This window comes from Paenibacillus sp. 01L418 (assembly GCF_056400045.1).
Genome location: NZ_JBFTSN010000165.1, coordinates 1 through 12,659, shown reverse-complemented (window position 1 = coordinate 12,659; position 12,659 = coordinate 1). Strand labels below are relative to the sequence as shown.

The window sequence follows — 12,659 nt, the reverse complement described above, 5'->3', positions numbered from 1 at the left end:
GCGTTATAACCGTCAAAAATATTTTCAGCTAAAGCACAATGCCTTATGTAAAATAGCTACCAGTTTGAAAATTATATAGAATCACCTCATCAAGAAAGGAGAAAACCTATGCTGAACGAACATAAATCAATCATCCAGCCACTTCAAACTAACACACCTATTAAGTTCAGCTACCGTTTTTTACAAGCTTTATTTGCTATTGAAGAAGGATTCGAAGCACGTCAGACGTTTCGTTCTCCGAGTGGACGAGCAAGACTCATGCATCATCTCACTAAAGCAGATTTGCAGCTTGCAATGACGCTTCAGGTAGGCATTCAGACAGTAGGTATTTCCACGTACATCAATCGTCATATTATCTACTTAAAGCTGAAGGAACTCTTTGAAGTCCCCGTAAACAAAGATCAGTTTTATGCATCCTATCATAAATTTGTTTTGCATAAGCTCATACTTGAAACAAAAGAAAAGTATATGGGTACGCTATCCATTAGCCTGCCCTCGTATTTAGAGCCTGACGGTCAGTTAGGGCGATTTATTTTGCTGCCTTCACTAGTAACGAGAAAGGCTTTTACATCGCTGTCTATAGCGGTTCAGAAGCTTTATATCTATGGTTGTGGCCAACAAGGAGATGAGAGACGTAAATTGCTGCAGCTTAATTTCTCTAAGCTTGGGCAGCTCATACATCGTGAGGATAACAGTCATATTCGGAAGGTATTAGAGCAGCTGGGATCAACTATGGTTATAGATGGTCAGGCATTGTTTTCAATTGCACGAGTGGAACGTAACTTATTCGGTGAACCAAAAGCAGTATTTCAGGTGAATGCGGCACTCATGCCAAGGCATATCACCGGCATGCATTATCGCTCTATTTTTCCTGCCAAAAAAAGCTACCGCCGCTTGATTGCCCAAATAAAGGGCTATTTAGTGGCTATTGGTTGTGAATCAATCCTGGATTGGCAAAATGGACAAGGTTTGCTGCAGCTTGCTGCGATGCTGAAGGATAAAAGCCAAAGTGTACTGCGATACGTTATGGCTCGCATTAAAGAAAGCTTTGATATGGATGGTGAGCATCCAGAGAAGGCAATAGATCGCATACGACTTGAAATGCGAGATAAAGGGGCAGCTGCACTACTGGCCATTACCAAAGAGACAGGTATCATAAGATTTGTGAAGGAACGCAAGCGAGAAGATTTTGTACTCAAGCTGAATGGTTTTATGAAGCCAGGATTTAGAAAGTTATGCCGCCGCGCTTTACTAACACTGGAACAACAGCATGCCCTACCAGGCGCGTTTAATACACTAGACTATAAGTTGTCGACCTTGGCTGCTGAAGAGCTGGAGTTGAATGTGGATCTACATACATTCCGGACGATGGCACTGGCCAAGCGCATCGATCCTACCGCCTTTAAGGATATGATTATGGATGCCGGTTATCGTATGCGTGAAGGCGAATCCTCAGAGTCATTGATGCAATGGATGGCTTGGGAAATGGACAAACTTCCTACATGGAAGCCTATACCTGATCCGCCGCAGGATTTTTGCCTCGCTACATATTTAAAAACAATGCAAGCTTAGCCCTCAGCCCTAGACTCTAGGATAAGGGCTCTTTCGCATTTCCCAATCCGTTATCGTTCCCTTCAAAACTATTCATTCTCGCAATAAAACTCACCTAATCATTTTCTGTAATCGTCCTTAACACATGATTTCTCACCCAAGTAATGACAGTTTTGAATGATGAATTTTTTGTAAGAGCATTTTCGAAAATAAACAGATAAAAAAAGCGTTGAACTAGCCAGTGGAATTTAGGTATGCAAAAACAAGAAAGTTAAACTCTATTATTTAAAAATTTTCCGTTTTTATAAGCTGTTTTTTAGAAATAGTCGGTTTATATTCGGTAAAATAAAAATAGGTTCGTTTTTATTCGGCAAAGTCTCGTAAATGCTGCGCTGTTGTTAAGGTGCGTTAAATCGTAATCGTTTAATCTTGTAATCGTTAAAGGTTATAAACGTTTTCATCATCAATCGTAGACTTAAAACAAGTTTTGATAATTTGGAACAAAGATCGATAAAATTTCGGTGTAGATTACAAAAATGGTGCTTCATTAAACTCCCTCGGTACGATGCAGGTTTCTCACGAATAGCAGAGGTCCACTAATTTCACATAAAAGTCTGTATTCCATCTTATCCCAGTCTGAGCTAACTTTCATATCTGCAGAAAATACTGGACTGATCATTCCGAAAAAGAATATACTGTACCTACGGAAACGGAGGGAGAACCATGGGACGCTACAAAGAGTTTGATAAAGAAGCGGTGCTTCATAAAGCGATGCTCGTTTTTTGGAAGAAGGGCTACGAAGCGGCAAGCATTCCCGATTTGCTGGAAGCTATGAATCTTAGCAGATCAAGTCTGTACGAAACGTTCGGAGACAAACAAACGCTTTATATCGAGGCGATCAACTGGTACAAGAAGTGGAAGCAAGCCAAACGGGACATCCTCGTCAATGCGACATCCGCAAAATCGGGAATCCGGCAGTACTTCGAGATACACATCGATTCCGCCTTGGACGGCGAGTCGCCGAAGGGCTGTCTCATTACTAATGCGGCAGTCGGCATGGATTCGCCAGATGAGCAACTGAATGCGTTGATCCGGGAGCGGTTTTACGAGTTGGAGAAATCCTTCTACGAGCTGCTGCGCAAAGGTCAGGAGACGGGAGAAATCATGCCTGAGAAAGATATCAAGACTTTATCTTATCTGCTCTCAAACCTGAATCATAGTATAAATATCGTTGCGAAGGTGCAGGGTGACCGCATCAAGATGCAGCAGATGATAGACATGGTGATGGAAATGATATAAGACATTTTTTTGCGCATTCCGGAACGATTGTTCCAGAAAATTTCTGGTGAGCAAAGGGGACTTTCTATGCATTCAGCTTCCATTCCAACGGAAAAACCGGTTTCGCCATCGCTGATTTTTATCCTGGCAGCCGCTTGCGGTATCATAGCGGCAAATCTTTATTATGCTCAACCATTGATAGGCTCAATCGGTTCGACCATCGGGCTCTCTTCCGGGGCTGCGGCACTCATCGTTACGTTGACTCAAGTCGGCTACGGGATTGGCTTGTTATTTATCGTACCGTTGGGAGACATCTTGGAAAATCGTAAGTTGATCCTTTCATCATTGCTCCTTACAGCTGCCGTTTTGACAATTGCCGCTGTAATCAAAAGCGCCATCCTGTTCCTCACCGCCTCACTCGTGATCGGAGTAGGTTCCGTAGCAGCACAAATCCTTGTACCGTATGCGGCTCATCTTTCGCCTGAAGCCGAGCGCGGTCGCAATGTGGGCAACGTCATGAGCGGGCTACTTCTGGGGATTATGCTCGCGCGTCCCATTTCAAGCTTGGTGGCGGAGTATATGGGCTGGCGCGCCATATATTTCATCTCCGCAGCATTGATTTTCGCGCTGGCTCTTGTATTGGCAAAGGCACTACCCGCAAGGAAGCCTTCGACCACTAAAGCTTACCCGGCGCTGCTGTACTCCATGCTGCATCTGCTGAAGGCGACACCGGCATTGCGCCGGAGGGCAATTTATCATGCTTGTGTATTCGGAACGTTCAGTTTGTTTTGGACTACAGTTCCGTTGGTATTGACAAGTCCGCCGTTCCATTTCACTCAGAATGAGGTCGCTCTGTTCGCATTAGTCGGGGTAATGGGGGCAATTGTGGCGCCAGCGGCGGGCCGTATGGCAGACCGTGGATGGGTTCGCCCGGCTACGGGATGGGCATTGGCCATCGTCATCTTTTCCGGGCTGCTTCCCTTGCTCGTTCCAACAAGTTCTGCACTCGCAGTCCCCATCCTCGTAGTTGCGGCGATTTTACTTGACATGGGGGTTACCGCCAACATGGTTCTCGGGCAGCGGGTGATTTTCTCTTTAGGAGCGGAATTTCGCAGTAGGCTTAACGGTTTGTATATGGCCATTTTCTTTTTAGGGGGCGCTATGGGCTCAGCGGCAGGGGGATGGGCATACGCAACGGGGGGCTGGGAGGCGGCACTGCTGATCGGAATCGCCTTACCGGCCATCGCCATGGCGTATTATGCGACGGAGTTTTCGAGATTAAGGAAGGAAAATCTCATTGATTGAGGAGCACAGTTGAGTAATCCACACGTTCTAAACTAACGGGCAGAATAATATAGAAAATTATTCAAAAGAATTCGTTTACTGTACGGAACACTTGTTCTATTATATTGAGGTATCCTATAATTAACTCGACTCAGGATGGAAAAAGAATGGGAGACGGCAATTCGTAAATAAAATTGCTGAAAAATGGAAAAGAGGTTGATTACGGATGGCGACAACTGAATGGACAAACAAAATTACCGAAATCACATTATTTGTGGAAGATTTGAAACGGTCGAAGATATTCTATCAAGAGTCGTTTAAACTTGCGATCATGTATGAAGATGAAAATTGTGCGGTGTTCGATTATGGCAATACAAGCATTAATCTGTTAAATCAAACAAATGCCCGCGAGTTAATTGAGCCGGTACGAGTAGGTCATAATGGTGATGGCGCTCGGTTTCAGTTCACGATCCAAGTACCCGATGTTGATCAGGTATGCGATGAGCTTGTAATTCGTGGTGTTAAGCTATTGAATGGACCGGTAACGCGCCCCTGGGGGCGGCGGACGGCTTGTTTTGCCGATCCGGACGGGCATGTGTGGGAGATTGCGCAGGTGCTGTAATTAATTGAGATTAGCGGGAGAGGATCAGGATGTTGAACGATTCTTCTACTATTATCGAGCAATATATGTGGAATTTGGACAGGTATTCGATGGAGCAGTTGAGGTTTAAATGCAATGAAAACGTATGGTCGATCGGGTAAATGTATATTCACGTGATCGAAGTGGCGGAAGAGTACATTGGGCATATTGAATCCTGTATCAAGGCAAAGCACGTAGAGCCTAAAGGCAAGACCGAAGACGGAACGAAGGCGTTTGCCCAAAAAGAGTGGCCCAATATCCGTGTGAAGCTTGAGCAACCACCCAACGCGACAAGAAACCCCAGTAGCAAGGATGAAATCAAAGTTGGCTTGGAGCAAGTACTAGAGAAATTGGCATACTGGGCGAGTTGCGTAAATGAGGCGAATCCGGCTTGCAAGGTGCGTCATGGTTGGTTTGGGTGGCTGAACGCGCGTGATTGGTTTGAGATGGTTGGCATGCATAGCAGGCACCATTTGCGACAGAAGGCGATACTGGACGAGAAAATTGCAAAGTTCAGCATTAGTTAGCACGACTTCCTAAAGCTATTTGCTACTGATGATTGAACTAACGGGAAACGATAGTTGAAGAACAAAAGGGATGCCTGATGGAAACCTTTCGTCGTAAAGTTCAGTTTTTATCAAAACTTATTTTAAAAATATTTGGTCTCCTTAACGAAAAAAGTAGCTTTAAAATTATTAAACTTTATTATAAAGCTACATCAATCCATGTTTTCTTTAAATATCATACTTTTTGCATACGAAATGCAAACGATGACAATGAGAAAATTAGATATACTGAAAGAGTAGAAAAATGAGAAGCGAAAGGCCGTCAGACATGAGCTGGCGGCTTTTACTCGTTTATGGAGGTGACAGAGGATTGCATGTCTTGATTTACAATTTAGAAGTAAAAGAGATACCGCCGCCAGCGTACCGGCTGCATGTATGTAATGATCAAAAAGAAATGGAAGGCATGCTCCTAAAAATGACGGTTACCCTTATTGTCATGCCGGAGGAGCATGCTGGATTGATTGAACGTTTGAGTTTGTTCGCACCCAATATCCCCATTGCTATTGTGGTCAAAGAGCATTCTCATCAACATGCACGTCACTGGACCTCGCAAGGGATTGCTTGGGTTTGGCCAGAAACCAATTGGGAGAGACATTTGAATCTTACGCTCGATGCTCCGCTGCCGGAGACACAATTAGCGGATAGCCAAGAAAAGGTAGTATCGCAAACGTATGATCAACCAACCATACTAATTGCCGTAGCAGGGGCTTTTGATGGGGCTGGAAGTACACATCTATCTTTTGCGCTTGCGAACTACCTAGCTAAACAGGGCGATGGTAAAGTGGCCATTTGGGAGGCTGGTCGCAACCCCTGTTTCGAATTTCTTGCTTTTAATCACAATGGGGTAGTCAATACTAAGCCACGCTTTGAAATGGATAAAGTGACTTACTTTAAAAGCACAGTAGACATGGATTGGGTAGAGTCTTACGCTGAGCAATTTCGCTATTTAATCGTTGATCTGGGCAATATTAATACGAGTGAACATACGAGTCTTTTCTTTCGGGCAACGATTCCGGTCTTGGTCGGGTCCGGTAGCAGCTGGCGGCAACGTGAGCTGGTGCAGCTTTGCCGCAAACATATTCATAAGCCACAAGAAAAGTGGCGAGTCGTATTGCCTATGGCTTCGGAAGATGCCAGGGATGAAATAGCGGAAACCTTGGCTGGAAGACATGTCATGTCCTTACCAACTTGCGATCCCTACCAGTTGTCGGAAGAAGCAGAGCAGGTGATCGAGCGGATTCTAAATATCACTACACGAAAGCCAGCAGGTTTCTTTGGACGATTTATAAAGCGTTAGGAGGGAAATGAGTGAGCTATATCTTACGTTACCAACCCATAGTGGATATTTCGCGAGGACAGGAGGTTATTGGGTATGAGAGCTTTGTGAGTGGATCTAGGGGAGAGAGTCCAGCTGAGCTCTTCAAACGTTATGCTGGACAAATCGCACGTTTTGATCGTGAGCTCATGCATACAGCTATCGCGGAAGCTTTACCAAGGCTCCAACCGCAGCAATTGCTATTTTTAAATGTACATCCTAAAACGTTATTAGCAGGCGTGTCATTACCTGAAGGCCTTGCCAATCAACTGGTACTGGAAATCATGGAGAGCACGATCTACAGTGCGCGTATAAAAAGGCAGCTGCAGCAATTGGCCTTGAAAGGATATACCATGGCCTATGATGACTTTGGCAAACGAAATGCCAACTTAGATCGGCTGCTGTCTACGACATTTCGACCATCATGGATCAAACTAGACAAGGCGTTTATAGCGGCATATGCTGAACCTCAAGTGCCTCTTATCATAAGATACATGCTAGAGTTATGTGAGCTCTTGCATACTAAGCTCATTATCGAAGGTGTGGAATCAGAGGAGCAATTGCAATTGCTTCATACCTGTGGTGTCCGGTACGTCCAGGGCTATTACCTAGGCATGCCAAGCCGTGTTATTGAAGGGAAAACAATCAGCTCTCAACCACTTCAAGCAGTAAAATAAGCGATTCACCATACCTGGGTGAATCGTTTTTTTATGTGAAAAAATCGAGAGAGGGGGTGAAAACAATGAACAAAGCAGGACATGTGGCACTAGGTGTGGCCGTTGGATCGGGCCTGCTTTCACTCTTGCCACAAATGGACGGACATATGGCATCGCCCATAGTCTACATTTTAGCTGTTGCGGTAGGGAGCCTGGCACCGGATTTAGATCATAAGACCAGTACGGCTAGTAACCTCATTCAGCTCTCTACACAAAACCGAAGAATGGCTCAATCACTTGGTTTGCTACTTTTGTTAATCGCGGCTGCCATATGGGGACTCCCTAGACTTGGACTCGACCTAGACAACGTATGGGCAATGAGTGCACCGCTTTGGGCTGCTGCAGGCGTTTTATGCTTATTGCTTGCGAAGCTGCGTAGCCTGGTATTGCTTGGCGTAGGAGCCTTATTACTTGCGGCATATGCCATGTATGATTGGCACTGGATCACAGCTTTTGCAGGCGGGGCATTACTTATTCTTCCCATGGTGAAGCATCGGGGGATCATTCATACGCCAGAGTTTGCGCTAGCCTTAAGTATTGGAGCCTTTTCTTTTGGGCAGCAAAGCGATCTATGGATGGTGCAGGCCATTAGCATGGGGCTTATCGTGGGCTGGTGGGCGCATCTGATCGGTGATCTATTTGGACGTGAGGGGATTGGCTCTCTAATCTCAAAAAAAATACATGTGGCTTTACGGCTTTTTGATAATGGAGGCACCGGTGAACGGTTATTGTCGGGGTTGTGTTGGGGAATTAGCATTGTTTGCTGGATCGTCTTTATAATGCCAGAAGATTGGCGAATGGAGGCTTTTTTATCTTCAATCCTATAAAACTCCTACAAACATTTCGATTGAAAGAGATCAAATGAGCAATAGTCCTATAAAAATCCTACAAACGGAAGGTGTTTTTAACAATGAAGATTAAAAAATGGTTGGTATGGCTGCCTATGATGATTATGGTTTGGATGATGCCGGTGATGGCCTATGCGGCAGATGAGAGTAATCCAATTACAAAACTAAAGAAGTATTTCAAATTCGATTGGAAACTGCTTGATKGGCTTGGTTTCATGTTTTATGTCGTGATGGTCCCAATTACGTTTATGATTATCTTCCTATTGGTTTACAGCATATACGATATTATCCGTTTTGGCATAAAAGTCAAACAAGCAAAAGAAAGTATGGGTAATAAGAAGTTTTGGATTGAAACGGGCGTTGTATTCCTCATTATCTTCTTCTTCTTCTCCGGTCTATTCCTAGACTTTCTGGAGCAGGTATATAACTGGACGAGCACACAAGATATTACTTCCGGTATGTAATGCTTAGTTATCTCGCATCGGAAACGTCGGAAGCTTATCTCAAGAAGATGAAGAAAATGTACGCTATTGATGTCAATCAGTTGGGGGCGCTGGAATGGGTGCTTGTCATTGCAGGCACCTTTGCCACTATCGTATCCACCATCGCCCTTGTCTACTGGCTGTATAAAATGATCCTTTTCTTATGGCAGGTGAAGTTGGCGAAGGCCAATCTGAATGATTCAAAGTTTTGGAAACGGATGGGGATTGCGCTCGCTATTATTATGCTCTTCGTCACTTCAGGGATGTTTGCTATCTTAGAGGGCATCTTTAATGTTTTGGGGAAAATGGGGTGGACGATGTGATGCAAGATGTTTTTTACACCTATTTGGCTGCTGCAGTGGAGGAGCCAAAAGAGAGCAATGATAAATGGTATATACCGGAATGGGTGACGGACTTAGGTAGTCAGTTCCGCGATATAACCCAAACGTTTCAGGATCTCATGTCGGGTAAGCTAATTAAAGATGCTATCGATGGCGTAGTTATCGGCTGGACGGATGAGTTTCTTGCACCGTTATATGGGACATTTGCAAAGAGTTACTTGTTTACCCCTCATATTGCTGATATCAAAGCAGTATTTGTAGGGTGGTCGATTATTTCCATCATTAGCTTAGTTGCGCTACTGGTAGGTATTGGTATGCTATCCATCCAGATTATAAAGGGCAAAAAAGAGATGGGTCAGCTCTTAAAAGTATTTTTATGGAGCTTTATATCTGCCGGTGTAAGCCTATCGGTTATGAATTTTATAAACGTGGGTTTAAACTGGCTCACACAATTGACGCTCGCTGGCATTATCGGCAAGGCTGACATTACGTATCAAAATTTAACGGGTGAAGAGATCCTAAAGTCATTGGTAATCGGCATCGACAGTATAACGAATCCTGCGTATGCCGGCATGTCGCTCGGACAATTAATGGCAGAAACAGAAGGCGGTATTTTTATACTGTTTTTTGATGTATCGGGGATTATTGTGCCATCCTTTGTGCTGTCGATGCTTAAAAGTATTATTGTCATTATCATGGCCATCTTTGTAGGACTCTGGATAGCTTATACAGCGTATTCCGGAAAGCTAGAAACACTGGTAGGATTTATAAACATTTATACTCGAACCTTGTTTGCGGGTTACCTGATGGCTGTGTATTGGGCGATTTTTGTTAAAGCGCAAACAGACTTTGGGGCGGATATTGGGTTTATGTCGGACATTGGCATCCATCCTGCTATTGCTGCTCCGATCACCGCCATTGTGTTGTTTGTGCTCCTCTTCTTTGTTTGGCTCCGTCCGGTATGGTTAGCGGCTAAAATGCCGGTACATCTCAATGGTGGTCAAGCCGTCGAAAAGTTAGGAACGTTTGGTCATCGCAGCTCAATGGCTTTAAATGCAATGGGTAAGCGATTTGGCTCAGAAGCGCTCCAAAGAAAAGGTTTAAGCTGGTCACAGTCAAGTAACCGTGTAGCCGATGTTGGCAGACGGATGCAAGAGCGAAATGTGCAAAAAGCCATCATGAAATCAATCATGACCGGTGGTGGTTCTGAAGCATTGCAGGGTGTGAAATACGAAGCGCCTGCCGTGTGGAAGCATAAAACGGGTAACGTGGTTATGAAAGAAGCTGGTCAAGAAGTGACGAATCATGGCTTGAATTTACTAGATATCCCTGCGCACGAACTTGAACATCAGCTAAAACCGGAGGGCTTTGTATCAGGTGCCGTCATTCGAGTGGATCAAGAAAGTCGAGGAGACATGGAGAAAATAGTCGGTCATCTCGAACAAACGTATGGTAAGGGTATAGCATACAACGCAGGCACCGGTGAGCTGTTAGTAGAGAAAACGGTAAGACCTGTTATGCGCGAGCTGCAGGATGCGCAGATCAAGTCAGCAGCCAGTCATGGTTATACCAAAAATGGTGTCTTTATTGATAGTGACAAGCAGGATATCCGCCGCTTTACGAAGTCTGAAGCAAGTAGGGAAACACTTGATGCTTTAACGGAGAAACTGCCGGTTTATACAAAAACCAATTTAAGTACAACCGAAGCACAATCGGCCTATAACCAGCTGAGTGAAAAGGGAAAACAGTATCCATGGGTCAAGCAATTGAAGCTGGTAAATGGACAGCTATGGATTCCGGAGATTGATATGCCAGAAATTTTGCCATTGCTGCAAAACCTTCGCACGGAGAGTACACCTTATGTGCGTTTTGATTTGCCGCGGGGATCGCAATATTTGGCAGATCTTGAGCAGCAATTGAGATCCAGCGGTGATACTGATTTACTTGCTGGTTTTGAGGCAAATGTAACAGAGAATTACATTATGGTAAGAGAAACGCAAGCCAAACGACTAGAAGAAGTCCATAAGCTATATCGGGAAAATAGGCTGCCTTTCTGGCGGACCATGTCCGGAAAAATCATGGTCATTATAGACGGTATGCCAGTAGATCATGGGCAACAACCGCTAAATGGGATGGATATGGGCAGTTTTGAAAAGCTGCAAGCGGATATGTTGCGGCAGCATGAAGGAACAAGTAAAAAGAAAGGAGGGAAATAGGTGGCAGAGGATCTCAGTCGGCAAGAACAGGAAAATGAGTTGTTGAGTGCTTATTTTTTAGGGGATATACGAGAGGATATACAGTATCTGGGTTTGACGTTTAATGATATCGCTTGGGTAATGGGGAATACGCTCTTCGGAGGCGGATTCCTTTTTTTATTGCCTTTGCCATTTTGGATTAAGATCCCTGGACTGCTATTGATCTTTGTCTTATCCATATTCGGACGATTATTTTCATGGTCTTATCGGCGTCGTCGTCGTTATCGGTATATTCGGCAAAAAAATACAGGCACCGGTGATGAGATGGAGCAGCTGCTTGGTGCTGAGAGTGATGGCTGGTTTTATCGCAGCGGCAAAATGTTGCATATGGTCATTTCGTTGCAAGCAGATCCATGGCAAACCGCGGTCTACAACCAAAAGAAACAACGAATTAACGGCTTTGAACAATTTTTAAGGGCATGCGCAAGCGAACGTTTTGAGGCTTCGATATCTTCTGAACAGATTTCGGACTATCAGCACGAGTTATGGACAGCTAAAGCTAATAAACCGGTAGCTTCCGAAGGTATGGCAGCTCTGAAGCAAAACCGTATAACGATGTGGCGGAACATGGCTGAAAGCGGTGAAGCAAAGCGGAGCGTGTATGTGCTGCGTTTATCCGTCATGGAATACCAAATCGATTCGCGTGAACGTGATGACGAAACAACCGAAATGACCAAAGAAGAGCGCCAGCGCTTTCGCATGATCGCGGAGCTGCGCGAAAAGCTGCAGCGTGTATTAGATCCGCTAACGGCATCAGGCCACGAGGTAACGATTCTATCAGGGCTTAGCATGCCGGAGCTCATTGGCCGCTGGTTAGATCCAATCAGCTGGGAGCGTTGGATGGCAGCAGAGGGGAATTGGGAGCAAGAGGCGCCTGAAGAGCTTGTTATATCGTTAGCAAAGGAGGATAGCAAGGAAGAAGAGGTTGACCATGAAGAGAAGGAACAAACGGATAGCCCACCTCGCAAAGGCGTTTTAGCGGTCATAACGGCTGGTCTTATTACGCTGGCGAGAAAAGTCGGCTATGGCTTACGCTGGGCAGGCAATGCATTACATCGCATTCTAGCGCGTTTGAAATCGAGGAGACCAAGGAAGGAAGTCCTGGATGATTTATTACACATAGCAGATTCACTATCGGATCTAACCCTGCAGGGTGAAGAAGAGGAGAAGGAACAGCAACTTATGTCTGCTCTTCAGGGGATCTTGTTTCTGACTTCGCCCACCTCTAGCGGGAAGTCATTTTTAACGGCCAATATGGCTGTTGCGCAAAGCGGTGAGGGTGTAATTCTACACGTGGTGGACTTATCACCGGATCGTGGTACGCATACGTATCTCAATCCGCTGCGCGTATCAAGCTCGGAGCCAGGATGGGAAGCTTGGACG

The 12,659-nt window shown here is 44.9% G+C and carries 12 protein-coding genes; all 12 read left to right on the top strand.

Going from position 1 to position 12,659, the window contains the following annotated elements; translation table 11 throughout:
• Positions 1-108: 108 nt before the first annotated feature.
• Positions 109-1,572 (top strand): hypothetical protein, encoded by a 1,464-nt coding sequence (locus AC1DSE_RS19190; RefSeq protein ID WP_441883442.1) that lies wholly within the window; start codon positions 109-111, stop codon positions 1,570-1,572.
• A 702-nt stretch (positions 1,573-2,274) separates the two neighbouring features.
• Positions 2,275-2,850, top strand: coding sequence for a TetR/AcrR family transcriptional regulator (locus AC1DSE_RS19185; protein ID WP_441883444.1), 576 nt, complete (start codon positions 2,275-2,277; stop codon positions 2,848-2,850).
• 66 nt (positions 2,851-2,916) lie between these two features.
• Complete coding sequence (locus AC1DSE_RS19180; RefSeq protein ID WP_477512452.1) at positions 2,917-4,134, top strand: MFS transporter; 1,218 nt, start codon at positions 2,917-2,919, stop codon at positions 4,132-4,134.
• A gap of 205 nt (positions 4,135-4,339) precedes the next feature.
• Positions 4,340-4,735: a VOC family protein gene (locus AC1DSE_RS19175; protein ID WP_441883446.1), complete on the top strand. Its 396-nt coding sequence runs from the start codon at positions 4,340-4,342 to the stop codon at positions 4,733-4,735.
• Positions 4,736-4,896: 161 nt separating this feature from the next.
• Entirely contained in the window at positions 4,897-5,280 is a 384-nt protein-coding gene (locus tag AC1DSE_RS19170) for a DinB family protein (protein WP_477512451.1), read from the top strand.
• Between the two features lie 283 nt (positions 5,281-5,563).
• Positions 5,564-6,616, top strand: a complete 1,053-nt coding sequence (locus AC1DSE_RS19165) for a CpaE/TadZ family protein (RefSeq protein WP_441883450.1) — start codon at positions 5,564-5,566, stop codon at positions 6,614-6,616.
• Between the two features lie 11 nt (positions 6,617-6,627).
• On the top strand, positions 6,628-7,311 hold the full coding sequence (locus AC1DSE_RS19160; RefSeq protein WP_441883452.1) for an EAL domain-containing protein: 684 nt from the start codon (positions 6,628-6,630) through the stop codon (positions 7,309-7,311).
• 65 nt (positions 7,312-7,376) lie between these two features.
• Complete coding sequence (locus AC1DSE_RS19155) at positions 7,377-8,177, top strand: metal-dependent hydrolase (RefSeq protein ID WP_441883454.1); 801 nt, start codon at positions 7,377-7,379, stop codon at positions 8,175-8,177.
• 83 nt (positions 8,178-8,260) lie between these two features.
• Positions 8,261-8,662 (top strand): hypothetical protein, encoded by a 402-nt coding sequence (locus AC1DSE_RS19150; protein WP_477528039.1) that lies wholly within the window; start codon positions 8,261-8,263, stop codon positions 8,660-8,662.
• A 56-nt stretch (positions 8,663-8,718) separates the two neighbouring features.
• Positions 8,719-9,003, top strand: a complete 285-nt coding sequence (locus tag AC1DSE_RS19145) for a hypothetical protein (protein ID WP_477512450.1) — start codon at positions 8,719-8,721, stop codon at positions 9,001-9,003.
• The gene (locus tag AC1DSE_RS19140) at positions 9,003-11,237 is read left to right on the top strand and encodes an MFS transporter (protein WP_441883458.1); all 2,235 of its coding nucleotides are present in this window, start codon (positions 9,003-9,005) and stop codon (positions 11,235-11,237) included. The genes AC1DSE_RS19145 and AC1DSE_RS19140 overlap by 1 nt, the downstream gene beginning before the upstream one ends.
• On the top strand, positions 11,238-12,659 hold a 1,422-nt coding region (locus AC1DSE_RS19135), incomplete at its 3' end, for a hypothetical protein (protein WP_477528038.1).

Bases quoted from the DNA above. Each gene is read 5' to 3' on its own strand.
- AC1DSE_RS19190 (WP_441883442.1), top strand. From the start codon at position 109: ATGCTGAACGAACATAAATCAATCATCCAGCCACTTCAAACTAACACA.
- AC1DSE_RS19185 (WP_441883444.1), top strand. From the start codon at position 2,275: ATGGGACGCTACAAAGAGTTTGATAAAGAAGCGGTGCTTCATAAAGCG.
- AC1DSE_RS19180 (WP_477512452.1), top strand. From the start codon at position 2,917: ATGCATTCAGCTTCCATTCCAACGGAAAAACCGGTTTCGCCATCGCTG.
- AC1DSE_RS19175 (WP_441883446.1), top strand. From the start codon at position 4,340: ATGGCGACAACTGAATGGACAAACAAAATTACCGAAATCACATTATTT.
- AC1DSE_RS19165 (WP_441883450.1), top strand. From the start codon at position 5,564: ATGAGAAGCGAAAGGCCGTCAGACATGAGCTGGCGGCTTTTACTCGTT.
- AC1DSE_RS19155 (WP_441883454.1), top strand. From the start codon at position 7,377: ATGAACAAAGCAGGACATGTGGCACTAGGTGTGGCCGTTGGATCGGGC.
- AC1DSE_RS19145 (WP_477512450.1), top strand. From the start codon at position 8,719: ATGTACGCTATTGATGTCAATCAGTTGGGGGCGCTGGAATGGGTGCTT.
- AC1DSE_RS19140 (WP_441883458.1), top strand. From the start codon at position 9,003: ATGCAAGATGTTTTTTACACCTATTTGGCTGCTGCAGTGGAGGAGCCA.